The sequence below is a fragment of the Bifidobacterium sp. LH_730 genome (assembly GCF_056355835.1).
This window is the reverse complement of sequence record NZ_JBKETB010000010.1, coordinates 1-22,177: the sequence shown is the minus strand read 5'-3', so window position 1 is coordinate 22,177 and position 22,177 is coordinate 1. Positions and strand designations below refer to the sequence as shown.

General features: G+C 62.9%; 21 protein-coding genes. 12 read left to right on the top strand and 9 right to left on the bottom strand.

Annotation, left to right across the window (positions count from 1 at the left end; genetic code table 11):
• Window positions 1–34 precede the first annotated feature (34 nt).
• The 4 genes from AC1AUD_RS10675 to AC1AUD_RS10660 all read left to right on the top strand — a co-directional run bounded on the left by AC1AUD_RS10675 (window position 35) and on the right by AC1AUD_RS10660 (window position 5,731).
• A complete protein-coding gene (locus AC1AUD_RS10675; protein ID WP_476574369.1) occupies window positions 35–1,399 on the top strand; it encodes a replication-associated recombination protein A in 1,365 nt (454 codons plus the stop codon).
• A gap of 132 nt (window positions 1,400–1,531) precedes the next feature.
• On the top strand, window positions 1,532–2,272 hold the full coding sequence (mtrA, locus tag AC1AUD_RS10670) for an MtrAB system response regulator MtrA (RefSeq protein ID WP_476574368.1): 741 nt from the start codon (window positions 1,532–1,534) through the stop codon (window positions 2,270–2,272).
• Between the two features lie 10 nt (window positions 2,273–2,282).
• The gene (gene mtrB, locus AC1AUD_RS10665) at window positions 2,283–3,956 is read left to right on the top strand and encodes an MtrAB system histidine kinase MtrB (RefSeq protein ID WP_476574367.1); all 1,674 of its coding nucleotides are present in this window, start codon (window positions 2,283–2,285) and stop codon (window positions 3,954–3,956) included.
• 92 nt (window positions 3,957–4,048) lie between these two features.
• Complete coding sequence (locus tag AC1AUD_RS10660) at window positions 4,049–5,731, top strand: LpqB family beta-propeller domain-containing protein (RefSeq protein ID WP_476574366.1); 1,683 nt, start codon at window positions 4,049–4,051, stop codon at window positions 5,729–5,731.
• 99 nt (window positions 5,732–5,830) lie between these two features.
• On the opposite strand, the gene AC1AUD_RS10655 is transcribed toward AC1AUD_RS10660, so the two are convergent.
• Window positions 5,831–6,100, bottom strand: a complete 270-nt coding sequence (locus AC1AUD_RS10655; protein WP_476574365.1) for a hypothetical protein — start codon at window positions 6,098–6,100, stop codon at window positions 5,831–5,833.
• Between the two features lie 299 nt (window positions 6,101–6,399).
• Here AC1AUD_RS10655 and fruE point away from each other — a divergent pair, with 299 nt between their 5' ends.
• The 5 genes from fruE to AC1AUD_RS10630 all read left to right on the top strand — a co-directional run bounded on the left by fruE (window position 6,400) and on the right by AC1AUD_RS10630 (window position 13,304).
• On the top strand, window positions 6,400–7,398 hold the full coding sequence (gene fruE, locus AC1AUD_RS10650) for a fructose ABC transporter ATP-binding protein FruE (RefSeq protein WP_476574364.1): 999 nt from the start codon (window positions 6,400–6,402) through the stop codon (window positions 7,396–7,398).
• 131 nt (window positions 7,399–7,529) lie between these two features.
• On the top strand, window positions 7,530–9,074 hold the full coding sequence (gene fruK, locus AC1AUD_RS10645; RefSeq protein WP_476574363.1) for a fructose ABC transporter ATP-binding protein FruK: 1,545 nt from the start codon (window positions 7,530–7,532) through the stop codon (window positions 9,072–9,074).
• Window positions 9,071–10,144, top strand: a complete 1,074-nt coding sequence (gene fruF / locus AC1AUD_RS10640; RefSeq protein ID WP_476574362.1) for a fructose ABC transporter permease FruF — start codon at window positions 9,071–9,073, stop codon at window positions 10,142–10,144. The genes fruK and fruF overlap by 4 nt, the downstream gene beginning before the upstream one ends.
• A complete protein-coding gene (locus tag AC1AUD_RS10635; protein ID WP_476574361.1) occupies window positions 10,141–11,166 on the top strand; it encodes an ABC transporter permease in 1,026 nt (341 codons plus the stop codon). Before fruF ends, AC1AUD_RS10635 begins: the two co-directional genes overlap by 4 nt.
• Window positions 11,167–11,831: 665 nt before the next feature.
• Window positions 11,832–13,304 carry an MFS transporter gene (locus AC1AUD_RS10630; protein WP_476574360.1) on the top strand — a complete coding sequence of 491 codons (1,473 nt, stop codon included), beginning with the start codon at window positions 11,832–11,834 and terminating at the stop codon, window positions 13,302–13,304.
• An 85-nt stretch (window positions 13,305–13,389) separates the two neighbouring features.
• Here AC1AUD_RS10630 and AC1AUD_RS10625 read toward each other — a convergent pair whose 3' ends face one another.
• A complete protein-coding gene (locus AC1AUD_RS10625) occupies window positions 13,390–13,923 on the bottom strand; it encodes a peroxiredoxin (RefSeq protein WP_476574359.1) in 534 nt (177 codons plus the stop codon).
• 211 nt (window positions 13,924–14,134) lie between these two features.
• On the opposite strand from AC1AUD_RS10625, the gene AC1AUD_RS10620 reads away from it, so the two are divergent.
• A complete protein-coding gene (locus tag AC1AUD_RS10620; RefSeq protein ID WP_476574358.1) occupies window positions 14,135–14,950 on the top strand; it encodes a TM2 domain-containing protein in 816 nt (271 codons plus the stop codon).
• A 96-nt stretch (window positions 14,951–15,046) separates the two neighbouring features.
• Here AC1AUD_RS10620 and AC1AUD_RS10615 read toward each other — a convergent pair whose 3' ends face one another.
• Window positions 15,047–15,415: a metallopeptidase family protein gene (locus tag AC1AUD_RS10615; protein ID WP_476574357.1), complete on the bottom strand. Its 369-nt coding sequence runs from the start codon at window positions 15,413–15,415 to the stop codon at window positions 15,047–15,049.
• A gap of 410 nt (window positions 15,416–15,825) precedes the next feature.
• Window positions 15,826–16,218: a hypothetical protein gene (locus AC1AUD_RS10610; protein WP_476574356.1), complete on the bottom strand. Its 393-nt coding sequence runs from the start codon at window positions 16,216–16,218 to the stop codon at window positions 15,826–15,828.
• A 30-nt stretch (window positions 16,219–16,248) separates the two neighbouring features.
• Between AC1AUD_RS10610 and AC1AUD_RS10605 the strand changes: the two genes are divergently transcribed.
• Window positions 16,249–16,899, top strand: a complete 651-nt coding sequence (locus tag AC1AUD_RS10605; protein WP_476574355.1) for a hypothetical protein — start codon at window positions 16,249–16,251, stop codon at window positions 16,897–16,899.
• A gap of 138 nt (window positions 16,900–17,037) precedes the next feature.
• Here AC1AUD_RS10605 and AC1AUD_RS10600 read toward each other — a convergent pair whose 3' ends face one another.
• Both AC1AUD_RS10600 and AC1AUD_RS10595 read right to left on the bottom strand, forming a co-directional pair.
• Window positions 17,038–17,232, bottom strand: coding sequence for a hypothetical protein (locus AC1AUD_RS10600; RefSeq protein ID WP_476574354.1), 195 nt, complete (start codon window positions 17,230–17,232; stop codon window positions 17,038–17,040).
• Complete coding sequence (locus AC1AUD_RS10595; RefSeq protein WP_476574353.1) at window positions 17,229–18,026, bottom strand: MazG nucleotide pyrophosphohydrolase domain-containing protein; 798 nt, start codon at window positions 18,024–18,026, stop codon at window positions 17,229–17,231. Before AC1AUD_RS10595 ends, AC1AUD_RS10600 begins: the two co-directional genes overlap by 4 nt.
• 250 nt (window positions 18,027–18,276) lie before the next feature.
• Here AC1AUD_RS10595 and AC1AUD_RS10590 point away from each other — a divergent pair, with 250 nt between their 5' ends.
• Window positions 18,277–19,890: an amidase gene (locus AC1AUD_RS10590; RefSeq protein ID WP_476574352.1), complete on the top strand. Its 1,614-nt coding sequence runs from the start codon at window positions 18,277–18,279 to the stop codon at window positions 19,888–19,890.
• A 360-nt stretch (window positions 19,891–20,250) separates the two neighbouring features.
• On the opposite strand, the gene AC1AUD_RS10585 is transcribed toward AC1AUD_RS10590, so the two are convergent.
• The 3 genes from AC1AUD_RS10585 to AC1AUD_RS10575 all read right to left on the bottom strand — a co-directional run.
• Window positions 20,251–21,300, bottom strand: coding sequence for a GNAT family N-acetyltransferase (locus tag AC1AUD_RS10585; RefSeq protein WP_476574351.1), 1,050 nt, complete (start codon window positions 21,298–21,300; stop codon window positions 20,251–20,253).
• A gap of 180 nt (window positions 21,301–21,480) precedes the next feature.
• Complete coding sequence (locus tag AC1AUD_RS10580; RefSeq protein WP_476574350.1) at window positions 21,481–21,915, bottom strand: PIN-like domain-containing protein; 435 nt, start codon at window positions 21,913–21,915, stop codon at window positions 21,481–21,483.
• Window positions 21,912–22,177, bottom strand: a 266-nt coding sequence (locus tag AC1AUD_RS10575) for a DUF433 domain-containing protein (protein WP_476574349.1), incomplete at its 5' end; no start/stop codon positions are given. The genes AC1AUD_RS10575 and AC1AUD_RS10580, both read right to left, overlap by 4 nt.

The window sequence follows — 22,177 nt, the reverse complement described above, 5'->3', positions numbered from 1 at the left end:
AACAAGTGTTCGACGATGGGGTAGGATGGGTGGCATGAGCGGAACGGATTTGTTTGCGGCGTCCGAGGCGCCCCAGGACGTGACGCGGCCGCTGGCGGTGCGTATGCGGCCGCGCACCATCGACGAGGTGGTCGGCCAGCGTCAGGTGCTGGGGGAGGGCTCGCCATTGCGGCGCCTTGCGAATCCGGCCAGCAAGGGCAGCCTCACCGCGCCGAGTTCGATCATCCTCTTCGGCCCTCCCGGGGTCGGCAAGACCACGCTCGCCACGATCGTCGCCAATCAGTCCGGGCGCGTGTTCGAGGAGCTGTCGGCCGTCACCTCCGGAGTCAAGGATGTGCGCGAGGTGCTTGACCGCGCCCACGAGCGGCTCGTGGCCAAGGGCGAGGAGACCGTGCTCTTCATCGACGAGGTGCACCGCTTCTCCAAATCGCAGCAGGACGCGCTGCTGCCCGCCGTCGAGAACCGCGACGTCACCTTCATCGGCGCGACCACCGAGAACCCGAGTTTCTCGGTCATCAAGCCGTTGCTGAGCCGTTCGGTCGTCGTCAAATTGGAATCGCTCGAACCCGAACAGCTCGCCGAATTGGTCGCCCGCGCCCTCGAAAGCCCGAGAGGACTCAAAGGCGAGGTGAAGGCCAGCGACGAGGCCATCGCCGAGATCGTGCGCATGGCCGGCGGAGACGCGCGCAAAAGCCTGACGATTCTGGAGGCGGCGGCCGGCGCCGTCACCCATGACGAGGCGCGCAAGAAGGGCGCACGCCGCCCGATTATCACGCCCGAGGTCGTCGGCACCGTCATGGACGCCGCCACAGTCCGATATGACAAGGACGGCGACGATCACTACGACGTGATCTCCGCGTTCATCAAATCGATGCGCGGCTCCGATCCCGACGCCACCGTGCACTATCTGGCCCGCATGATCCGCGCGGGGGAGGACCCGCGCTTCATCGCCCGCCGCATCATGATCGCCGCCGCAGAGGAGGTCGGCATGGCCGCCCCGCAGATCCTGCAGGTCACGGTCGCCGCCGCGCAGGCCGTCGCCTTGGTCGGCATGCCCGAGGCGCGCATCATCCTCTCGGAGGCGGCGCTCGCCGTGGCCACCGCGCCGAAATCCAATGCCAGCTATATGGCCATCAACGAGGCATTGGCCGATGTGGACGCCGGTCATATCGGCGCCGTGCCGCTGCACCTGCGCAACGCCCCCACCAAGCTGATGAAGGAATGGGGCAACCACGAGGGCTACCGCTACGCCCACGACTGGCCCGGCGCCGTCGCCCCACAGCAATATTTGCCCGACGAACTGGCGGGGCGAGAGTACTACCATCCCAACGACCGCGGCTACGAGCACGAGGTCGGTCCGCGGCTCGAACGCATCCGCGCGATTCTGCACGGGCAGTGACCTGGACGGCGTGCGGGCGTGCCATGGGCCGCGCCGTAAGCCGCGCCGCAAAGCCGTGCCGCGCCGCCGGGTGCGGATATACTGGTGTGCGGTATGCCGCAAGCGGTTGCATAGGGAAGAAGTGAGGTTGCGATGACGCAGGGCGGGGGAACGCGCGCCAGGACGATTTTCATCGTGGATGATGACCAGGCCATCGGCGAGATGCTGGGGTTGGTGTTGGAGAACGAGGGCTTCGCCACCGTCACCTGCACGGACGGACTGCGCGCCGTCGAGATGTTCCCCACCGTCGCCCCGGATCTGGTGCTGCTCGACGTGATGCTGCCCGGTCTGGAGGGCACCGAGGTGGCGCGCCGCATCCGTCAGACCTCCGGCGTGCCGATCATCATGCTCACCGCCAAATCCGACACCACCGACGTCGTGGCCGGTCTTGAGGCCGGCGCCGACGACTATGTGTCCAAGCCCTTCAAGGTGGTCGAACTGCTGGCGCGCATCCGCGCCCGCTTCCGCATCGCCGACGCCACCGGCCGCACCGGCGGCCAGGACGAATCCGGCGCGAATTCCCCCGACCATATCGAGCGCGGTCCCATCGTCGTCGACCGGCTGGAGCACACCGCCACCAAGAACGGCGCCGACCTCGGCCTGACGCCGATGGAATTCGAACTGCTCTATGTGCTCGCCGTCTCCGCCGGCGAGGCCATCTCCCGTTCCAGCCTGCTGAAACGCGTCTGGGGATATGAGAACTCCGGGGACACGCGCCTGGTCAACGTGCATGTGCAGCGTCTGCGCGCCAAGGTCGAGGACGATCCGGAGAATCCGACGATCATCACCACCGTGCGCGGCATCGGATACAAATTCGTGACCCCGGAGCGCTGAGAGAACCGCGATGATGTCGCCTCGCCGCACCTTCAGCTTCGCCCGCCTGCTGCGTCATGGACGCACCGAGGTGCGGCGTTCGCTGCAGGCGCGCACCATCGTGCTGGTGGTGCTGGTCACGCTGGTCGTGGCCGTGGTGTTCTCCTTGGTCGCGATGGTCTTCGTGCGCTCCTCGCAGCTCGACCAGGTCACCGAGCAATCCCGCAACGATTTCTCGCAGATGGCCCAGCAGGCGCAGTCGAACCTTGACTCGGCCGACGTGAGCGGACAGGTGCAATACCAGCGCTTGGTCAACGATCTCGCCTCGCAGCTGCAAGGCGATGGCGCATCGAATCTGGCGGGCGTGTATCTGTGGGGCAAGGGTGCCTCGAATGATGCCATCGTGCCCGTTTCCACCGAACCGACCTATGCCGGGCTGGTCACGGATGCCATGCGCTCGTCCGTCGCCTCCGACACCGAGGGCAGCGTGTTCATACAGTCGGTCGATCTCGGCTCCTCGGACGGCGAACGGCCCGGGGCGGTGCTCGGCACGGCGCTCGACTTCGGCGCGGCCGGTGACTTAGAACTGTTCGCACTATATTCATATGACAGCCAGCAGCAGGCGTTGACGCGCATCCAGCTCAACCTGCTCAGCGTGTGCCTGGCGCTGAGCGCGGCCATGGGCGTGCTGATGTGGGTGGTGCTGCGCGGCATCGTGCGCCCGGTCGAACGCGTGGCCGAGGCCGCCGAGACGCTGGCCGACGGCGATCTCGATGCGCGCGTGCAAGTGGACCGCAACGACGAGCTGGGCACCCTGCAGCGCTCCTTCAACTCGATGGCCGATTCCCTCAACCAGAAGATCGGCGAACTCGAGGAGGCCGGCGCGATGCAGCGCCGTTTCGTCTCCGATGTGAGCCACGAGCTCAGGACCCCGGTGACGACGATGCGCATGGCCTCCGACCTGCTCGACATGCGCAAGGACGGTTTCGACCCCTCGACCCGGCGCACGGTGGAGCTGCTGGGCGGGCAGATCGGGCGCTTCCAGGATATGCTCGCCGATCTGCTGGAGATCTCCCGGTATGACGCCGGCTATGCCGCGCTCGACCTGGTCGAGGCCGATGTACGCGATTCGATCCGCGAGGCCGTGGACCAGACCGCCGCGCTCGCCGACTCCCGCAGAGTGCCGGTGCATGTGTATCTGCCGAATGTGCAGGTGCTCGCCCGCATCGATCCGCGCCGCATCGTGCGCATCGTGCGCAACTTGGTGGCCAATGCCGTCGACTTCGCCGAGGACTGGCCGATCGAGGTGCGTCTGGCCGCCAACCGCCGCGCCGTGGTGATCAGCGTGCGCGACCATGGCGTCGGCATGGACCCGGATCAGGTGCCGCATGTCTTCGATCGCTTCTGGCGCGGCGATCCCTCGCGCGCCCGCACCAGCGGCGGCACCGGTTTGGGGCTATCGATTGCAATCACCGATGCGCGGCTGCACAACGGCACGATCGAGGTGCGCAGCGAACCCGACGAGGGCGCGTGGTTCCTGGTGTCGCTGCCGCGCAATCCCGAGACCGGCGAAGTGCCGGCGTCTGACATGCCCGTGGCCTTCGAGCCGGGCACGGATGCGATGCGCATTGTGGGAGGCTTCGGCGTGGCCGACAACGGTGCCGTCGACTATCTGGATTCCAGGCAGGGAGGGGGAGCCGCATGAGCTGGTTGTCGGACATGGGGACGCCCGGTCGCGGCCGGTGTCCGAAGCGTCGCCGGGCCGCTGGCCGAGTTCGGGCCGCCGCGGCGGGCGCGATGGCCTTGGCATTGGCCTTCGCCGCCACGGCATGCTCGAGCCCGCTGGGTCTGCCCTCCCATGGCCTGGTGCAGACGATGGCTCCGGTCGAGCGACAGGATCACCGCGTATACACCAGCCCCGAGGGGCCGTCCCGCGACGCGCAGCCCGAGGGCATCGTCGCCGGGTTCATCGATGCCATTCCCTCGGGCGTGCAGTCCGATGGGTTCCGCGTGGCGCGTCAATTCCTCACCAAGAAAGCCGCGCAGGAGTGGTACGCCGACGAAGGCGTCACGGTCTACGGCGGCACGCCGGATTTCCGGCGCCGGGCCAACACGATGGACGACGACGGTTCGATCGTCGTCGAGATGACCCTGCAGTCCGTCGGCACGCTGGACAAGCATGGCTCCTACACGCCGAACCCCTCGGGGCAGACCGCGACGATGACCTTCGTGCTGGCCAGATCCTCCGGACAGTGGCGCATCGACGATCTGCCCGATGGCGTGGCGGTTGCGTCGGCGGACTTCGACCAGGTGTTCCGCCAGGTCTCGGTCTATCGCGTGGACGCGGCCGGCGAACGGCTGGTGCCCGACGTGCGGTGGCTGTCGTGGCGCAACTGGCGCACGCAGGCGGTGCGCGAGGCATTGGATGACGCGCCGGCTTGGCTGGACAACGCGGTCATGGACCTCAATGACGGGGGAACCCGGCTCGACATCGAATCGGTGACAGTCGAGGACAATCTGGCGCAGGTGCGTCTCGACGGTTCCCTTGCCGACCTTGACGCCGGGCATCGCGCGCTGCTGGTGCGGTGCATCCGTCTGACGCTGGGCGACGGCAACGTCGACTACGGGGTGCATGTCACTTCGAGCGGCGAGGATTATTCCGACGCGGACAGGGAGGTCTCCCTGGCGGTCAGCCTGCCCGACGATGGTGTGTTCACGCTGACCGGTGGTCGCGTGGTGTCCCTGCGGTCGTCCAGCCCGCTGCGCGTGGCGCAGACCGCCGGCTTCGCGGATGCGAGGGGATTCGTCTGGACCAATGGCGGTGGCGCCGTGCTGCGCGCCGATGGCGTGGCCGAATGCCTCGACGGCGACGGCGCCTCCTGTGGCGCGATGTTCGATGGGGAACGCCTGTCGAGCGTCGGGGCCGGTCTGGATGGAGAGATCTGGGGCGTGAGTGCGGATGGCAAGGCGCTTGTGGTGTCGCATGCGGGGCAATCCATGCGTTTCACCTTGCCATGGCTCGGCAGCGGCGCCGTGCGCGCGTTGGCCGTCTCCCCCGAGGGGACGCGCCTGGCGTTGGCCATCGAAGGAGGCGCGCATGGGGGAGTGGCGCTGCTGTCGGTGGCCCGCGGCGGGAAGGGCATGCCCTCCGGCGTGGGGACCGAGGTCGCGCAGGTTTCGGCGCACGACGATGTGCGTATGCTGACGTTCTATAACGATCTGATGCTGGTCTATGTGGTCGGGGACCCGGAAAACGCCCGTGAGGATGGGCAACATGCCTATAGGCAGATCGTGCCCGGTCCCGACCAAGCGCAACGCCTGCCCGACAGCGCCGTCACGGCCATCGCCAGCGGGCAGATCGCGCTCTATCGCCGTCTCGCGGTGCTTGACGATCTGGGCATCGTGCGCTCCGTATCCGGTTCCTTGGACGGCGCATGGTCCATAGCGGACAGCCAGGTGACGGCTTTGGGCGCGCAGTGAGCGACCATGGCGGTCGCGCCATCCGAGGGCGTCGGCAATAAGAAGACCCCGGGCATCTGGACATTCCAGACGTCCGGGGTCGATGGGCCTGCGAGCCCATCAGATGCCGCCGTGCTCCTCGGCGAAGAGCTCCGCGGGAACCTCGGAATCCAGCGGCACTTCGTAGATGAGGTAGTCCATGTTGAATGGGATGTTGAACAGGTGACGGGTCACGCCATGTTCCTCGTGGGTGCCTAGGAAGTTGAAATTATCCGGGCACTCCGGTTCCCACTTGGCGAGCAGCTCGGCTGCGCCGCCAATGGTCTTGGCCACGCCCGCCAGATGCTTGATGCCATTGACCTGCTTGATGATGAGGATGACGGTGTCCATGGTTTGCCTTTCCTATAGGACTTCGTGATTGCTGCGGCACAGGGCGTCGGCGTCCTGACGGGCGTCGCTGCCCTGCGTGATGCAATACCATTATGCTGCCGGAAAACCAATGATTGCAACGGATATAGTCACTCTGATACACACTGTTATCAAACTGTTATAGAGCTGTTATCGTTTCGTTGCCATGTCGGATTGAACACAGCGCATGTTCGTTCGATACTAGAGCTATCGATGACAACGGGTCATCAAGGCCGAGGGAAAGAACCCCGGCCGGAAAGTACACTCGAGGAGGAGTACTCATGAAGAATTGGAAGAAGGCCATCGCTCTTGTTGCCTCCACTGCGGCCTTGGTGTCGCTGGCGGCCTGCGGCTCCGGCTCCGGCGACGGTGACAGCGCTGACGGCGCTGCCGATGGCGGCAAGAAGACCGTCGGCTTCGTGGCCGTCGGCCCCGAGGGTGGTTTCCGCACCGCCAACGAGAAGGACATCCAGAATGCGTTCAAGGATGCCGGCTTCGATCTGATCTACTCGCCGACCACCCAGTCCGATCAGTCCAAGCAGATTCAGGCGTTCAACAAGTTCGTCAACGACGAGGTCGATGCGATCATCCTGTCCTCCACCGAGGACTCCGGCTGGGATGACTCCCTGAAGAAGGCCGCCGAGGCTGAGATCCCGGTCTTCACCGTCGACCGCAACGTGGATGTCAAGGATGCCGAGGCCAAGAAGGCCATCGTCGCCCACGTCGGACCGTCCAACGAATGGTGCGGCCAGCAGGCTGCCGAGTTCATCAACGAGCAGTATCCGGATGGCGCCAACGGCCTGATCCTCGAAGGCATCGCCGGCCTGTCCGTCGTCAAGGATCGCCAGACCGGTTTCGACGAGAAGATCGCCAAGAACCAGAAGGTGCTCGAGTCCCAGTCCGCCAACTGGTCCACCGATGAGGCCAAGACCGTCACCGCCGGCCTGCTCGACAAGTACAAGGCCGATGGCGTCAAGTGGATCTGGGCCCAGAACGATGAGATGGCTTTGGGCGCCGCCCAGGCCGTTGAGGACGCCGGCCTCAAGGGCAAGGTGACCATCATCGGCAACGACGGCACCGAGGCTGCCCCCAAGGCCGTGGCCGATGGCACGCTGGCCTTCGACATCGAGTACAACCCGATCTTCGGCAAGGAGACCGCTCAGGCCGTCAAGGATTACCTGGATGGCAAGGATGTCGAGTCCAACATCGAGATCGAGTCCAAGACCTTCACCAAGGACGAGGCCCAGGCTGCCCTCGACTCCGGCGAGCGTCAGTACTGAGTCACCTTCCCTAGGGAAGACCCGATAATTCAATACCGATAGACGATGGTGTGCGGCGATGGCCGCACACCATCGTTCATATCGGGGCGAATTATAACGAAACGATAAACCCCATATCGAAGGCAACAGACATGACAGACAACAAACCAATCGTCGTGATGAAGGGCATCACGATCGAGTTCCCGGGCGTCAAGGCCCTGGACGGTGTCGATCTGCGTCTCTTCCCGGGCGAGGTCCATGCCCTGATGGGCGAGAACGGCGCCGGCAAGTCGACGATGATCAAGGCTCTGACCGGTGTGTACAAGATCAACGCCGGCTCCATCATGGTCGACGGCAAGATCCAGCAGTTCAACGGCACCCTCGACGCGCAGAACGCAGGCATCGCCACCGTGTATCAGGAAGTCAACCTGTGCACCAACCTGACCGTCGGCGAGAACGTGATGCTCGGCCACGAGGTGCGTGGTCCGCTGGGCATCAACTGGAAGAAGACGCATGAGGAGGCCAAGAAGTTCCTCGCCCAGATGGGCTTGGAGGCCATCGATCCGAAGGCGCCGCTGAACTCCATCTCCATCGCCATGCAGCAGCTGGTCGCCATCGCGCGCGCCATGGTCATCAACGCCAAGGTGCTGATCCTCGATGAGCCGACCTCCTCCCTTGACGCCAACGAGGTGCAGGACCTCTACAAGATTATGCGCAAGGTCCGTGACTCGGGCGTGGCCATCCTGTTCGTCTCCCACTTCCTCGACCAGATCTACGAGATCTGCGACCGCATGACCATCCTGCGCAACGGCCACTTCATCAAGGAGGTCATGGTCGCCGACACCCCGCGCAACGAGCTTATCGGCATGATGATCGGCAAGAGCGCGGACGAGCTCTCCCAGATCGGCGCCAAGAAGGCCCGCCGCGTGATCGAGCCCGGCGAGAAGCCGATCGTCTCGGTGAAGGGACTGGGCAAGAAGGGCACCATCAATCCGGTCGACGTGGATATCTACGGCGGCGAGGTCGTCGGCTTCGCGGGCCTGCTGGGCTCCGGCCGCACCGAGCTGGGCCGCCTGCTCTACGGCGCCGACAAGCCGGATGCCGGTGGCTCCTATGAGCTCAAGGGCAAGAAGGTCGCCATCAACGACCCCTATACCGCCCTGAAGAACAAGATCGCCTACTCCACCGAGAACCGCCGCGACGAAGGCATCATCGGCGACCTGACGGTCCGCCAGAACATGCTCATCGCCCTGCAGGCGACCCGCGGCATGTTCAAGCCGATCCCCAAGAAGGAAGCCGACGAGATCGTTGAGAAGTACATGAAGGAACTCAACGTCCAGCCGCCGGATCCCGACCGCCCGATCAAGAACCTCTCCGGCGGCAACCAGCAGAAGGTCCTTATCGGCCGTTGGCTGGCCACGCACCCGGATCTGCTGATCCTCGACGAGCCGACCCGAGGCATTGATATCGGCGCCAAGGCCGAGATCCAGCAGGTCGTGCTTGACCTTGCCGCACAGGGCATGGGCGTCGTGTTCATCTCCTCCGAGCTCGAAGAGGTCGTGCGCCTCTCCGACGACATCGAGGTCCTCAAGGACCGTCACAAGATCGCTGAGATCGAAAACGGCGACAATGTCTCCCAGCAGACCATCGTCGACACGATCTCCAACACGACCATCTCCACCGGAAAGGAGGCATGATGGCGGACACCAAGAAGAAGGCCGGCAACCCGGTTCTCAAGAAGCTCATGGGCTCGAACCTGACGTGGTCGGTCGTTGCCCTGATCGTCCTCATCATCATCTGCACCATCAAGCAGCCCGACTTCCTGTCACTGCGTTGGAATGAGAACACCGGTGGTCTGGCCGGCCCGCTCATCACGATGCTCCAGGAATCCGCGCGATACCTTATGATCGCCACCGGCATGACGCTGGTCATCTCCACCGCCGGCATTGATCTGTCGGTCGGCTCGGTGATGGCGGTCTCCGGCGCCGCGGCCATGCAGCTGCTTGTCTCCGGCATGAACGTGTGGATGGCCATCCTCCTGTCGCTGCTCATCGGCCTTGCAGTCGGCTGCTTCAACGGCATGCTCGTCTCCATCCTCGGCCTGCAGCCCTTCATCACGACACTGATCATGATGCTTGCCGGCCGTGGCTTGGCGAAGGTCATCACCTCCGGTGAGAACACCGACGCCGGCTCCGTGGCAGGCAACGAACCGCTGCGCTGGATGGCCAATGGCTTCATCCTCGGCGTGCCCGCCAACCTGGTCATCGCCTTGGTCATCGTCGCAATCGTGGCTGTGGTGTGCCGCAAGACCGCCATGGGCATGATGATCGAGTCCGTCGGCATCAACGCCGAAGCCTCCCGCATGACCGGCATCAAGCCCAAGAAGATCCTCTTCCTGGTCTACGCGATCTCCGGCCTGCTGGCCGCGGTCGCTGGCCTGTTCGCCACCGCATCCGTGATGCGCGTCGACGTGGCCAAGACCGGCCAGGACCTCGAGATGTACGCGATCCTCGCGGTCGTCATCGGCGGCACCTCGCTGCTGGGCGGCAAGTTCTCACTCGCCGGCTCCGCGCTCGGCGCCATCATCATCGCCATGATCCGCAAGACCATCATCACCCTCGGCGTCGATTCGGCTGCCACTCCGGCCTTCTTCGCCATCGTCGTGATCGTGATCTGCGTGATGCAGGCTCCCAAGATCCATAACCTCGGCGCGGAAATGAAACGCAAGCGCGCGCTCAAGGCACAAGCGAAGGCGGTGGCAGCATGACAACGGCTACGGCAACCCCCAAGGCGAAGGTCGCCAAGAAGGGCTTCAAGTTCAATCCCCAGATGATCCCGACCATCACGGCCGTCGTCATCTTCGTCCTGATGCTCGTGATGGGCGAGGCGCTGTTCGGCACCTATCTGCGCATGGGCTTCTTCTCCTCGCTGTTCATGGATCACGCCTATCTGATCATCCTGGCCGTGGCCATGACCCTGCCGATCCTGACCGGCGGCATCGATCTGTCGGTCGGCGCCGTGGTGGCTATCACTTCGGTCATCGGCGTGAAGATGACCATGGCTGGCATCCCGGCGATCGTCGCGATCATCGTGATGCTGGTGCTCGGTCTGGCCTTTGGCACCCTGGCCGGCGTGCTCATCGAGGAATTCAACATGCAGCCGTTCATCGCCACGCTGTCGACGATGTTCCTGGCCCGTGGCATCGCCTCGATGATCTCCACTGACTCGCTGACCCTGCCGGAGAACAACAACTTCGACTTCATCTCGGCCAACATCAAGATCATCGACCAGCCGAAGATCAGCCACGATCTGACGATCAACGTGGGCGTCATCATCGCCGTCCTCGTCGTCATCGCCGGCTACATCTTCCTGCACAAGACCCGCACCGGCCGCACCATCTACGCGATCGGCGGCTCCCGCTCCTCCGCGGAGCTCATGGGCCTGGCAGCCAAGCGCACCAACTACATCATCTACATGACCTCCGGCACCTTGGCCGCCCTCGCCTCCGTGGTCTACACCGCGAACGTCGGTTCCGCCAAGAACACCGTGGGCGTGGGCTGGGAGCTCGACGCGATCTCCTCCGTCGTCATCGGCGGCACCCTGATCACCGGCGGCTTCGGCTACGTGCTCGGCTCCGTCATCGGCGCTCTGGTCCGCTCCATCATCGACCCGCTGACCTCCGACTTCGGAGTCCCGGCTGAGTGGACGACCATCGTGGTCGGCGCCATGATCCTCATCTTCGTGGTGCTGCAGCGCGCGGTCACCGCGGTGAGCGACAAACAGAAATAACTGAATAGCTGAAAACCAACGGTTTTCTGCCGGGCGACGGCGGCCTTCGAATCGCCTAGCCCGGCAAGAAAACCACCAACTTCATACTTTCTTCCTTTCCTTCCTCTCTGCCGTTGGCGGGTGTGGACCGGTTCCCCGGGCCACACCCGCCAACGGTTTCTGTGTATTGGAGATCTCTGTCGGATTCGTGCGGAACTCCGTCATATTCGTGCGGATCTCTGCCGGATTTGTCACACCAGATATCACAAACCCGGCAGAGATCCGTACGGATATGTGGCAGTTGCATACGAACCTGGCGGAGTTCCGTACAAACATGTGGCAGTTGTGCGCAAGCATGGGGTTCCGAACCAACGGCGTGTGCCGTGTTCTTGCCGATGCTCGACGACGCGGCGGAGCATCGGGTGCGCGTGACGTTGCGATTGTCCAGTTGTATGGGTTAAGGTGACGGATGGCTTTGAGTGGGAACCACGCCCCTCACGCGTCCCATGCGTGCCCTCGGCGGTGATAACGGCAGCTCGGCCCGGTTGGCAAACCTTGAATATTCCATATATCTAAATGCCCATATGGGCGGATAAGCGGCGCCGGAGGGTCCGGACGCGCGCGGGTGGCACCGGACGGATGGCGCCGGTTGCATGACATTGGTCGCATGAGGAGGAGAAACGATTATGACCCACGAACAGAACCAGACGGCTGCGGCGAAAGCCGTCGACGAACGCATTCCCGGCAAACTGCTTGGCGCGATCATCTCCGTCGGCGCGCTTGCCTTCATCGGCATCCTCACCGAGACGGTGATGACCGTGCTCTTCCCCGAGCTCATGCGTGAGTTCTCGGTTGACACCGCCACCGTGCAGTGGATCACGACGATCTACCTGCTGGCCGTGGCCGCGACGATGCCGATGTCGTCGTTCCTCAAGCGCCGGTTCACACTCAAGGCGAACTTCCTGATGGCCGTGGCCTTGGCCGTCGTTGGCTCGCTCATCATGATCTTCGCCACCGCGTTCCCGGTGCTCATCATCGCGCGAGTGATCCAAGGCATCGGTTCGGGCATCGCCACGCCGCTGATGATGAATATCATCCTCGAACAGTCGCCGCGTTCCAAGATCGGACGTCTCATGGGCTTCGGCTCGCTGGTCATCACCGTGGCGCCGGCCATCGGCCCGACCGTCGGCGGCGCCGTGACCAGCGTGCTGCCGTGGCGCGCGATCTACGTGGCTGCGATTCCGCTGATTCTGCTGGCCATGGTCGTCGGTCTCAAATGCATCGAACAGAAGGTGCCCACCGAGGCGGCCTTCCTCGACCCGCTGCAGGTCATCACGATTGTGCTGGCCTTGGTCGGCATGGTGCTCGGCCTCAACCAGGCCGGCGTGGCTGTCTCCGCGGCGGTTTCCGGCGGCTCGTGGCTGGTCTCCGGCGTGGTCGCCGTGGTTGCGGTGGTCGTGGGCCTCGGCTCGCTGGTCGCCTTCGGCCTGCTGTCGCGGCGCGCGTTCTCGCCGCTGCTGCGCCTCGGCATCCTGCGCAATCCGGTGGTGCTGCTGCATCTGCTGCCGTATCTCATCATGCCGTTGGTGTCGATCGGCTTCGGATATGTGATCACCAATGTCGCCCAGCTGGCCCTCGGCGCCGACGCTTTCCTTGCCGGCGCGCTCGTGCTGCCCGGTTCGCTGATCGGCGCCGTATGCGCTCCGATCGGCGGTTGGCTCTATGATCGCTTCGGCGCGACCGGTCCGATCCTGACCGTCTTCGGCGTCGCCACGCTGGGACCGGTGCTGCTGTTCCTCTTCGCACTGGACCTCAATCCGGCGATGCTGGCCGCGTTCTACTTCGTCTTCGGCTTCTTCTTCGCGATGGGCAACGCCAATGTCATGACCAGCGCCCTGTCCGAGATCCCGCGCGAATTCGCCCCCGACGGCAATGCGATCTTCAATACTTCGCTGCAGTTCGGCGGCGCCGCCGGAACCGCGCTGTTCTCCACGCTGCTCGCCGTCGCCCAGGCCGGCCATGGCGTCGAGGGTTCGGCCGCGTTCATGCACGCGACCGCCGTGGGCGGCCGTTGGGTGTTCGGCGTGATGGTCGTGATCTGCGTGGTCAGCTGGCTGTCCCTGTTCACCGCCTTCCGCCTGCGCGCCCGCCGCGCCTAAACATGGTTTTAATCCTCCCTCTGATGAGGGAGGTGTCAGCCAACGGCTGGCGGAGGGAGAGAGCGTCGCCCTCCGCTCCGGCATTTCACTCCAACTTTCCCAACTGCCTCAACAACGACTCCACATGCCCCGTGGCGCGCACGTTGTATCGCGCCAACAGCAGCGTCCCAACGCCCTCCGCATCCACATCGACCACGAACGTCGAACGGATCGGCCCCACAACCGTCCTGCCATACAGCTTTCGTTCGCCCCAGGCCGCCCAGGCCTTGTGCGCGGCGAGCTCCGGGTCGCTCAGCAACGGGAACGTCAGGTGGTCCCGTTCGCGGAACTTCGCCAGCCTCTCCGGCGCGTCGCGGCTGATGCCCACGACCTCGTATCCAGCCGCAGTCAGGCGATTGAGGTTGTCACGGAAGTCGCAGGCCTCCTTCGTGCAGCCCGGAGTCATCGCGGCCGGATAGAAATAGACGATGACCCTGCGTCCCGCGTAATCCGACAGCGAAACCTCGCGTCCGTCGTCGGCCGACAGCGTGAAGCCGGGAGCCGGCTCGCCGGCCTCGAGACGGGCCGGCATCGCCTCGGTCGCTTTGTCTTCGACAGGGGTTCCCTTGGTATCGCTCATATCCTTGTCCTCCATGGCGTCATCGAGCTTTCCACGGCCCCACTGTAGCCGAGACGGACGTGCGGCGCCATGGGCCCATTCCATCCGCGAAGGCATGTCATGCGACGACCGCCCATGGGATTGAATCGAATATCCACGGAGCCAACTGAGGGCTTGGACTCGGCTCGTGCGATGATGGGACCAGAACACACGCATATCGGAAGGGAACGTCATGGACGGCCGGAACGAGAACCACGGACAAGAACAAGGACAGAACGACTGGGCGGCCGATATCCAGTCCCAATCCCAGCCAACGGAGCCGATTCAGGATCCGGGCGCCGCCCAGGGACCGCAGGGAATGCCGACCCAGCCGATTTACGGACAGCAGGGCGCGCAATTCGCATCGGACGGAACGGCCTACGATCAGCCGGTGTATGGGGCGCAGCCGTCCTACGGGCAGCAGTCTTCGGGCGACGCCACCTATGGGCAGCAGACGCCGGGCGCGACGGCCTATGGTCAGCCGATGCCGAATGGGCAGGCCTCCGGACAGGCGGCATATGGGACTCAGCCGTCCTACGGACAGGCCGGATACGCTGCCCCGGCCGGCGGTCAGCCGGTTTATGGAGCCCCGCAGCAGACGGCGGACGGCCAGGTTCCGCCGGCTTACGGCCAACCCTACGGGCAGACCTACGGCCAGTCCTACGCGCAGCAGGGCGCGGGCTACGCCCAGGGCGGCTATGGCGCGCCACAATACGAGCAGCCGGCCTACGCGTATCCGCAGAACGCCTATGTGTCCAATGCCAAGTCGAAGATCGCGGCCGGGCTGCTCGGCATCTTCCTCGGCACCTTCGGCGTGCATAACTTCTATCTGGGGTACACCGGCAAGGCCGTCGCCCAGCTGTTGCTCACTCTCGTCGGCTGGATCCTGCTCGGACTGGGGCCCATCATCGCCGGTCTGTGGGGGCTGATCGAGGGCATCCTCATCCTCGCCAGCCATTACGGCTCTCCGTGGCATCGCGACGGGCGGGGCGTGGAGCTCAACGACTGAACCCGAGTCCGCTGCGGGAGTGCGTTCGGTAATCGCGCGCATGCGGGCAGTCGTCCGCCCCATTCCAGCTCCAGGAATCGGCAGGCGCGATGGAGCTCAGTATCCGTGCGCATGCAGATAGTCGTCGTCGAAGCCGAAGTAATGGCCGATCTCGTGAATGACCGTGATGCGGATCTGCTCGACCATCTCGGCATGTGTGGCGCAGATGCGCTCGTGCGGGCCCTTGAACACGGTGATGACGTCCGGCATGGCGCCCGCGTATCCGGTCGTGCGCTGGGGGAGCGGCACTCCCTCGTAGAGGCCCAGCAGCTCGTCGCATTGGTCCTCCATCGTGGCGCGCTCGCGTTCGGTCGGCTCGTCGGCCATCGCCAGCCCCACGTTGTCGAGCACGCGGCGGAACCGCTCGGGTATGCCCGCGAGGGCTTCCTCGATCGTCGTCGCGAACTCGTCGTCCGTCATCCTCATGTGGTCCAAGTGTAGCGGGCGGATGGGGCTTCTTGATTTGCGTTGGTTAAGCCCGAATCGGGTTTGGGGCGGACCGGGGGCCATATGGAGTGCGACACATGTCGCGGTTGGAACGTTGTCTATATGGTTATTCCACGAATCGCGCTTGATCGCTTGGTCGGCGGTCGCGGGCCGCTGATTCTTGGCCATGCATGGGACCAAACGAGCCGGTTGCGATGGCATTCGACCAAACTGTTGGTTGTTTTGGGCTTCTGTTGGTAATTGTTCTGGGGCTTCGACAGATTGACTGAAAGAGAAAAGGCTGTTTTAAGCCATTTTCTGCTTGCGCCGGAACGAGGGTTCCGCGGCTGATTACCAACAGAAGCCCAAAACAACCAACAGTTTGGCAGGGATGAGCAAAATCCACTCCTTCAGTGCTGGAAATCGCCGTGCAGGCGATGTTCCATGATGGCCGAGGCAACCATGCGCAGGAAGTCGGCGAGATTCGCTTCGCTGGCCAACGTGGCGTGGGTCGCCACGAATGGCTCGTATCCCAGTGCTCTGAGCCTATTGCGTTTGGCGAGGTCATGCTCCCATCGATCCATCGTGTAGTGGTAACGGCCGTCATACTCGACCACGACGCGGTCATTCGGATAGGCGATGTCCACGGTGAGTTCGCCTGTGCCGGAGATGTGGTCGAAGATTCGATAGTTCGGTTCGGCGGGAGGCAGCCCGTAATCCTCGCCAGCCAAGCGTAGCAGCGTCTCCTGTGGCGAATCGGTGCCTGGTTTGCTGCGGCTGAGCGCGTTGCGACATCTGGACACGCCGATGAATCTACCGGCGGACTGAATGTAATGCTCGAGTTCCTCATGGGTGCAGATCCGCAGGGTTTCGTTGGCGCAGGTCATCCAGTCCATGACCACGACCAGGTCTTCAAGACTCAGGTATTGCGCCATTTGGCAGACGGCTTGCAGCGGGGAGACGCCGGACTCTTTGGGCTTCGCATCGCCCGGTTGGATGGACAGTGGCGGGTGCCGGGTTCGGTGACCTTCTACCGTCCGGTCAAACCCACGGAGCGGTTCAAGCGGATGCTCGCCGAGGCTTTTGGGCCGTCCGGAATCGATTTCACGCAGCTGGTGGCCATGGAATTCGATTTGGATACGTTCTCCGGGGAAAATCCGGACGATGGCATGGATGATTCCGAGTTTGAGATGCCCATCGATCTTTCGGGCATGGACGTCGCGGAACGTGCCGAGGTGCTTGGAGATTTGGAAACGCGCTATCGTGCGCTTGCCGTGCGCTGCAAGGGGCTGCCTGCATGGGAGGGTATATGCGCGGGGATCCGCCGCGAGCTTGCCCGTGATGGCGGAGTGGTGGACGCGCTTACGCGTGCCTTCAGCCTCGATGAGGAGCATGATGGCGGTTTCGAGGACTTCGCGGATATGCGGGAGGCGACATCCATATTTATGAATGCATGGAATGTGCTTTCGCGTGATACGCGTTGAGCCGCGGATTGGGCTGGCAGTGCGTGCGCGCGGCTTGCGCTGCGGAGGGTTAAGGCGGTTCTGTCTTTTTGATGGACGGGCGTTTCTTTGTTCCTCGGCAATGATGGCGGTGAACGTCACGCTTCTGTTGCGCGCCGTCTAGCCGCGCTTGGAGCCTTGGCGGCTGACGCCGCCCTTGTGGCCGGTGGCCTTGAACGGTTTGGCGGAGCCGGTGAATCCCTTGGCCGTGCGATTGTTTGATTCAAGGCGTTGCCATGATGAGGATTTGGCGGTTTTGACTGGGAACGCGTTGCCAAGTCGGTTCGGGATGCCGGTCTGATTGCGCTGTGTCATGATTCTAGCTCCGTGATGCGGTTTTCCACTTCGCGCAGGCGGTTGCGCAGCGCGGATTCCATATCGATGCCGGCGGCGTCGGCCCGGCGGATGACGGCGAGGACTTGATCGGCGTATGCGTTCGCATCAGCCTTTGGCTCAGCCTCTTGCATCGTGTTCGCCTCGCCAGACGATCCCAACGCTCGTTCGAGCAGCGTCGGATCCGAGGCCTTGGCGGCGCGGTGGATGATCTTCGCGGCGCGGGGGAAGGCGCCCTGCGCGTGCGAGATGCCCTCGATGACGGACTTGCGGTGCTTCTCCTTCTGCTTCATCTTGTTCCACAGCGCGAGCACCTGTTCCGGACTGTCCTCCTGCGCCTCGGGCTCCGCGGCAGCCTCGCCATCGGGGCGGAACACATGCGGGTGGCGTGTGATGAGCTTGTCGACGAGCCTGTCGCACACTTCGTCGAGCGTGAACGGGTCCTCCGGGTCGCGCTCGCACACCGCCGCCTGGTAGATCGACTGCATGAGCATGTCGCCCAGTTCCTCGCGCATGCCAGTGCGGTCGCCCTCCTCGACAGTGTCGACGTATTCGTAGGTCTCCTCGAGCAGGTTCTTGAGCAATGAGCGGTTCGTTTGCGCCGCATCCCATGCGCACCCGCCCGGCGAGACGAGGATGGTGACCAGCGCCCGCACCCGCTCCAACGCCGTCGGTGCCTCGGACACCGGCTTCAGCTTCGAGCAATTCTCGAAGCCCTCGGGCAGACGGTAGTCCGCATCCATACGCATGTTCTCGTCATCAACCATGCGCCCCATCCTAGCTGGGGCGGGGAATCGGCGATCGATGCTGCAACGGGCCCGATAATCCAACCAGCAGACCTTTCGTTTTTGAGATATCTCGCTGTGGTGACGATGACGACGCATGCGCCCGATACCGTATGTTCGTAAAACGAAACCGCCATATTTGTCACAAGGAATGACGCTGTCGCGTTTTTCGTGATGCGACCGTTACCTGCCGGACGGAGTCTCTTCTCGTAGGATCTTGCGCTTTCAAAGGTGGTTTCAAATGAGGAATCGGCATATTCCATTCAAAGCGGCTGCTGGCGCTCTCGCCGCAACCATGCTGTTATCCGGCTGCGGCTCGGCGACGGCCAGCATCGAATACACGGGGACATATGATCCGACGGGCAAGAGCATTCTGCAACTTGCCGCCGATCTGGATTCTGGCGCCACCACGAGCGTGGAACTCGTCGAATACTATCTGCAAGCGATCGAGCGCAATGATGACAAGGGCGCGAGGATCCATGCGATTACCGAGATCAATCCACATGCGATACGTCAGGCCAGGCTGGCCGACCGGTATCGTAAGGATCATCCCCAGCATTCCCCGCTCTACGGCCTGCCATTCGTGGTCAAGGAGAACTACGATGTGGAATGGATGGCCACCACCGCGGGAAGCGAGGTTCTCAAGGACAATGTGTCCCGTGTGAACGCTCCCGTGGTGCAGGATCTCATTGACGAGGGTGCCTTCGTGCTGGCGAAGACCAACATGAGCGAACTGGCGGCCTCGTTCGGACGGCTCGGATATTCCTCGCAGGGAGGACAGACGAAGAACCCCTATAACCTGAGGCGGGATCCGTCGGGCTCCAGTTCCGGCACCGCCGCGGCGGTGGCCGCGGGCTTCGCCCCGTTTGGTCTTGGCTCGGATACCTCCGGCAGCGTGCGCGGTCCGGCCTCCGTGACGGGATTGGTGGGCATGCGCCCGACATTCGGCAACACGAGCCGTACCAGTGTGGTGCCGCTGAGCAGTGACTTCGATGTGACCGGCGCCATCACCAATACCGTCGAGGACCAAGCCATCGTATTGGATGCGATCGTCGGTCCCGATGAGGAAGATCCGGTCACCGAACACGCGGAGCGGAATCCGCAGTATTTCGAGAGGCTTCACCAAAGTGGCTTGAATGGTGCGACCCTGGGGGTGGTGAACCTGTTCAACGGTGGCAACGAGGAGGTAGACGAAGCGTTCAGACAGGCGCAGAAACAGCTTGAGCGGGCGGGCGCGAAACTGGTCACCATCGATCTCGACGAGTCCTATCTCAATCTCTGGTCCGATGTTATGGGGCCGGTTGGTGACGCGGAATTTGTCCGTGACTACGAATGGTACATGCGTCATCACGGTGCGCGAAGCAACGCGAAGACCGTGCGACAGCTCGTCGATAAAAGCAAGGAACTCAAGGGCACGGACCACGAAGTGAATCCTGCGCGCATCGAAGGCTACGAAACAAATCTCAAGGCCGCGGACAAACTCCACGGCGACGCGGTCCAGTCGATCCTGAACGAGAAGATGCCCCAGCTCACCGCGTCCGTGGAACGGACCATGGCGGACAACGCCGTGTCCGCGCTCATCTACCCGACCCTGAGCTGCCCTGCCAGCGTCCGATACGATGCCAAAGACCCCACGTACCAGTGCGAGGCAGCCGACACCTATGCCGCAAGCTACCTTGCCAGTGCGGCTCACCTGCCGGAGCTCACCGTTCCCATGGGACGTGACATGCAGAACATGCCTCTCGGCCTGAGTTTTGTGGCCGGCAAAAACCAGGAATCCACGTTGCTGGACCTTGGCGCCGCGTATGAGCGGATCAGTCCGTATAGGAACGGCGAGGGGTTGAAACTCGAGTGACATGGGATGGCCGGAATGACGGCTCGCGGTATGTCCTTCCGGCTGTTTTGTCCGTTGCGACCATTGTCCAGGGCGAGAGTGCCATAGCTGGTCTGTGTTCTGTTGTTGTTCTTGGCGTTCTCGGTTGTTCTTGGGCTTGATCGCTGGATTCGGCAGCTGGACTAAGCCTCTGGATTCCCTGTATTCGATCATTCCCTTATCGACGGTTTTGCCCCTGCGGAACAATGTTTCGGTTGCTCTGAGCTTATTATCGACGGCTGTATTGCAGAGCAGGGCTTAAGTGGAATTTTGACGTGGTTTTGAACGTGGCCGGCATTGCTTGGACGGCGATCTGGAATTTGGCTTGGTATGGTAGCCCGGCTACTCGTCCTCGTCGTCCTCGAGTATGCGTTGCGCTTCGCGGTATTTCTCCACGCGGCGCAGGTCCCGGTCGGTGACGGTGGGCAGGCGGTCGAGGTTCATATTGTCGGCGAGGTCGCTGAGTTTGACTTCGCGCGCGATGCGTCCGGCCTCGGACGTCGCCGGGTCGGCTGAGTCGCAGGCGGAGCGGATGCGGCGGATGTAATCCATATACGGTTCGCCGCTGCGACGTGTGTCCAGTTCCACGGCGCGCACAATCGTCGGAGGGAAGCCGAGGGCGAGGAGTTCGTCGGCGGTGGTGTCGGTGTCCTCCAACAGGTCGTGCAGCCAGCCGGCGATCTTGCCTTGAACAGTGGCGCAGCCGGCGGATACGCGCTGCGGGTGACGCCAGTAGTCCTCGCCGCCCTTGTCGACCTGACCGGCATGCCGTTCGCGCGCCAGTCGCTCGGCGAGGACGAGAAGTTGTTCGTCTTGATCCGTGCTTGGTCTCTGGCATTCGGATGGTGTCTTGTCGGCGGTTGCGTTTGGCAGCCGTTTGGCGAAGAACCGGTCCATAGTGGTGTGCGCCGTGCCGGGCAACGGTGCATCAAGTTGTGTGTAGCCGAGCCGCCGGTAAAGCCGTATCGCGTCAGCGAGGTTATGGTGGGTCTCTAGATACAGCGTGGCGTAGCCAGCTTCGGCGGCGCGCTGTTCCACGAGCGCAGCGAGCCGATGACCCAATCCTTGGCGTTGCGCGGCAGGGGAGACATACAGCTTCTGCAGCTCGGCGACGCCGGGATGGTCCGGAAACGCGGCGAACCCCGCGCCGCCGACCAATGTGCCGTCATCGTTGACGGCGACGAAGTAAGCGCGGGCATTGTCCGTGTCCGTGCCGGTGCCGTTGATAGCCTCGTCAAAGCCGTCTCCGATGTTGTAAAAGGAACTCAAATGATCAAGCTCCGGATCAAAATACGCGGTACCGGGAATATCAAGACCATGCGCAGTCAAACTTTCGCGCACAATGGCCGCCATCGACGCATCATCCGCGGCGGCAATGGGACGAATCAGCATACCGGCCATTGTATTGCAGCAACGTTCTAGTGTGCGATCTACATTTCCGAATGTTTTGTTTGTGATACAGCGAAGGTAACGCAAGAACGAGAGAAAGCAATGGCAGGACGAGTGATGTCGCCGCAATTCGCCACATATTATCCGCACTCTCCGGGGAATGCGTTCTATAGGAGGAACATCTCAGATTCCTTCGGAATGCCGGATGACATCTTCGAAGCTTCGCGCTTCGGTTAGGAAATATGCCATTGGATGTTCTGGAGGTTGCTGAAGCAAATGGGCTGCAACTGGCGATAATACTGCGATCTGAGCGGCAGCCAACTCTCTCCCCTTCACGCGACGTTCCATATGGGGGACTCCGATCCATGAAAGTCCTGCTTCTCGCACGGCATCGCGCTCTTGCGGAATCGTCATTTGCTTGAGATCCTGGGTGATGAAGAAGTCATAATGCTCTTCCCTGAGCCGCTTCATCAAATCAACGTCCTTGGTGCCGTCGCCGCCAGTGACATCATGGGAATTATGGAATTCAGCTCCGCGTAATAGCGTTTGCAAACAACCTGCAACCGGCTGTGGAAGGTTTTCGTCCACATAGAACTTAGGCTTTGTCCCATTGCTCATGCGGCAATCCTTCGAACTGCCCGGTCGAAGTCAACGGCATCGTTGATGGCGCTTTCGCTGGCTGTCGGATAGTAGTAGCGGATGTCCTCGGCGGTCATATCTTCGTCACGGGCCAATGCGGCGATGGTATCGAATGGAATTCGCGTGCCAGATAATGTGGGCCAGCCGCCTTGAACCGCACCCCGATTGTTGGACTGAAGAAATTCAGATTCGATGATTGGAGGTGTGGTTCTTTCGTATGCGAGAGGATCGAAGGAAACGT

Bases quoted from the DNA above. Each gene is read 5' to 3' on its own strand.
- mtrB (WP_476574367.1), top strand. From the start codon at position 2,283: ATGATGTCGCCTCGCCGCACCTTCAGCTTCGCCCGCCTGCTGCGTCAT.
- AC1AUD_RS10580 (WP_476574350.1), bottom strand. From the start codon at position 21,915: ATGAGCAATGGGACAAAGCCTAAGTTCTATGTGGACGAAAACCTTCCA.
- AC1AUD_RS10605 (WP_476574355.1), top strand. From the start codon at position 16,249: ATGCTCGAGTTCCTCATGGGTGCAGATCCGCAGGGTTTCGTTGGCGCA.
- AC1AUD_RS10625 (WP_476574359.1), bottom strand. From the start codon at position 13,923: ATGAGCGATACCAAGGGAACCCCTGTCGAAGACAAAGCGACCGAGGCG.
- AC1AUD_RS10675 (WP_476574369.1), top strand. From the start codon at position 35: ATGAGCGGAACGGATTTGTTTGCGGCGTCCGAGGCGCCCCAGGACGTG.
- AC1AUD_RS10600 (WP_476574354.1), bottom strand. From the start codon at position 17,232: ATGACACAGCGCAATCAGACCGGCATCCCGAACCGACTTGGCAACGCG.
- AC1AUD_RS10590 (WP_476574352.1), top strand. From the start codon at position 18,277: ATGAGGAATCGGCATATTCCATTCAAAGCGGCTGCTGGCGCTCTCGCC.
- AC1AUD_RS10595 (WP_476574353.1), bottom strand. From the start codon at position 18,026: ATGGGGCGCATGGTTGATGACGAGAACATGCGTATGGATGCGGACTAC.
- AC1AUD_RS10585 (WP_476574351.1), bottom strand. From the start codon at position 21,300: ATGCTGATTCGTCCCATTGCCGCCGCGGATGATGCGTCGATGGCGGCC.
- AC1AUD_RS10655 (WP_476574365.1), bottom strand. From the start codon at position 6,100: ATGGACACCGTCATCCTCATCATCAAGCAGGTCAATGGCATCAAGCAT.
- fruE (WP_476574364.1), top strand. From the start codon at position 6,400: ATGAAGAATTGGAAGAAGGCCATCGCTCTTGTTGCCTCCACTGCGGCC.
- fruK (WP_476574363.1), top strand. From the start codon at position 7,530: ATGACAGACAACAAACCAATCGTCGTGATGAAGGGCATCACGATCGAG.
- AC1AUD_RS10635 (WP_476574361.1), top strand. From the start codon at position 10,141: ATGACAACGGCTACGGCAACCCCCAAGGCGAAGGTCGCCAAGAAGGGC.
- AC1AUD_RS10620 (WP_476574358.1), top strand. From the start codon at position 14,135: ATGGACGGCCGGAACGAGAACCACGGACAAGAACAAGGACAGAACGAC.
- AC1AUD_RS10660 (WP_476574366.1), top strand. From the start codon at position 4,049: ATGGCCTTGGCATTGGCCTTCGCCGCCACGGCATGCTCGAGCCCGCTG.
- mtrA (WP_476574368.1), top strand. From the start codon at position 1,532: ATGACGCAGGGCGGGGGAACGCGCGCCAGGACGATTTTCATCGTGGAT.
- AC1AUD_RS10630 (WP_476574360.1), top strand. From the start codon at position 11,832: ATGACCCACGAACAGAACCAGACGGCTGCGGCGAAAGCCGTCGACGAA.
- fruF (WP_476574362.1), top strand. From the start codon at position 9,071: ATGATGGCGGACACCAAGAAGAAGGCCGGCAACCCGGTTCTCAAGAAG.
- AC1AUD_RS10615 (WP_476574357.1), bottom strand. From the start codon at position 15,415: ATGAGGATGACGGACGACGAGTTCGCGACGACGATCGAGGAAGCCCTC.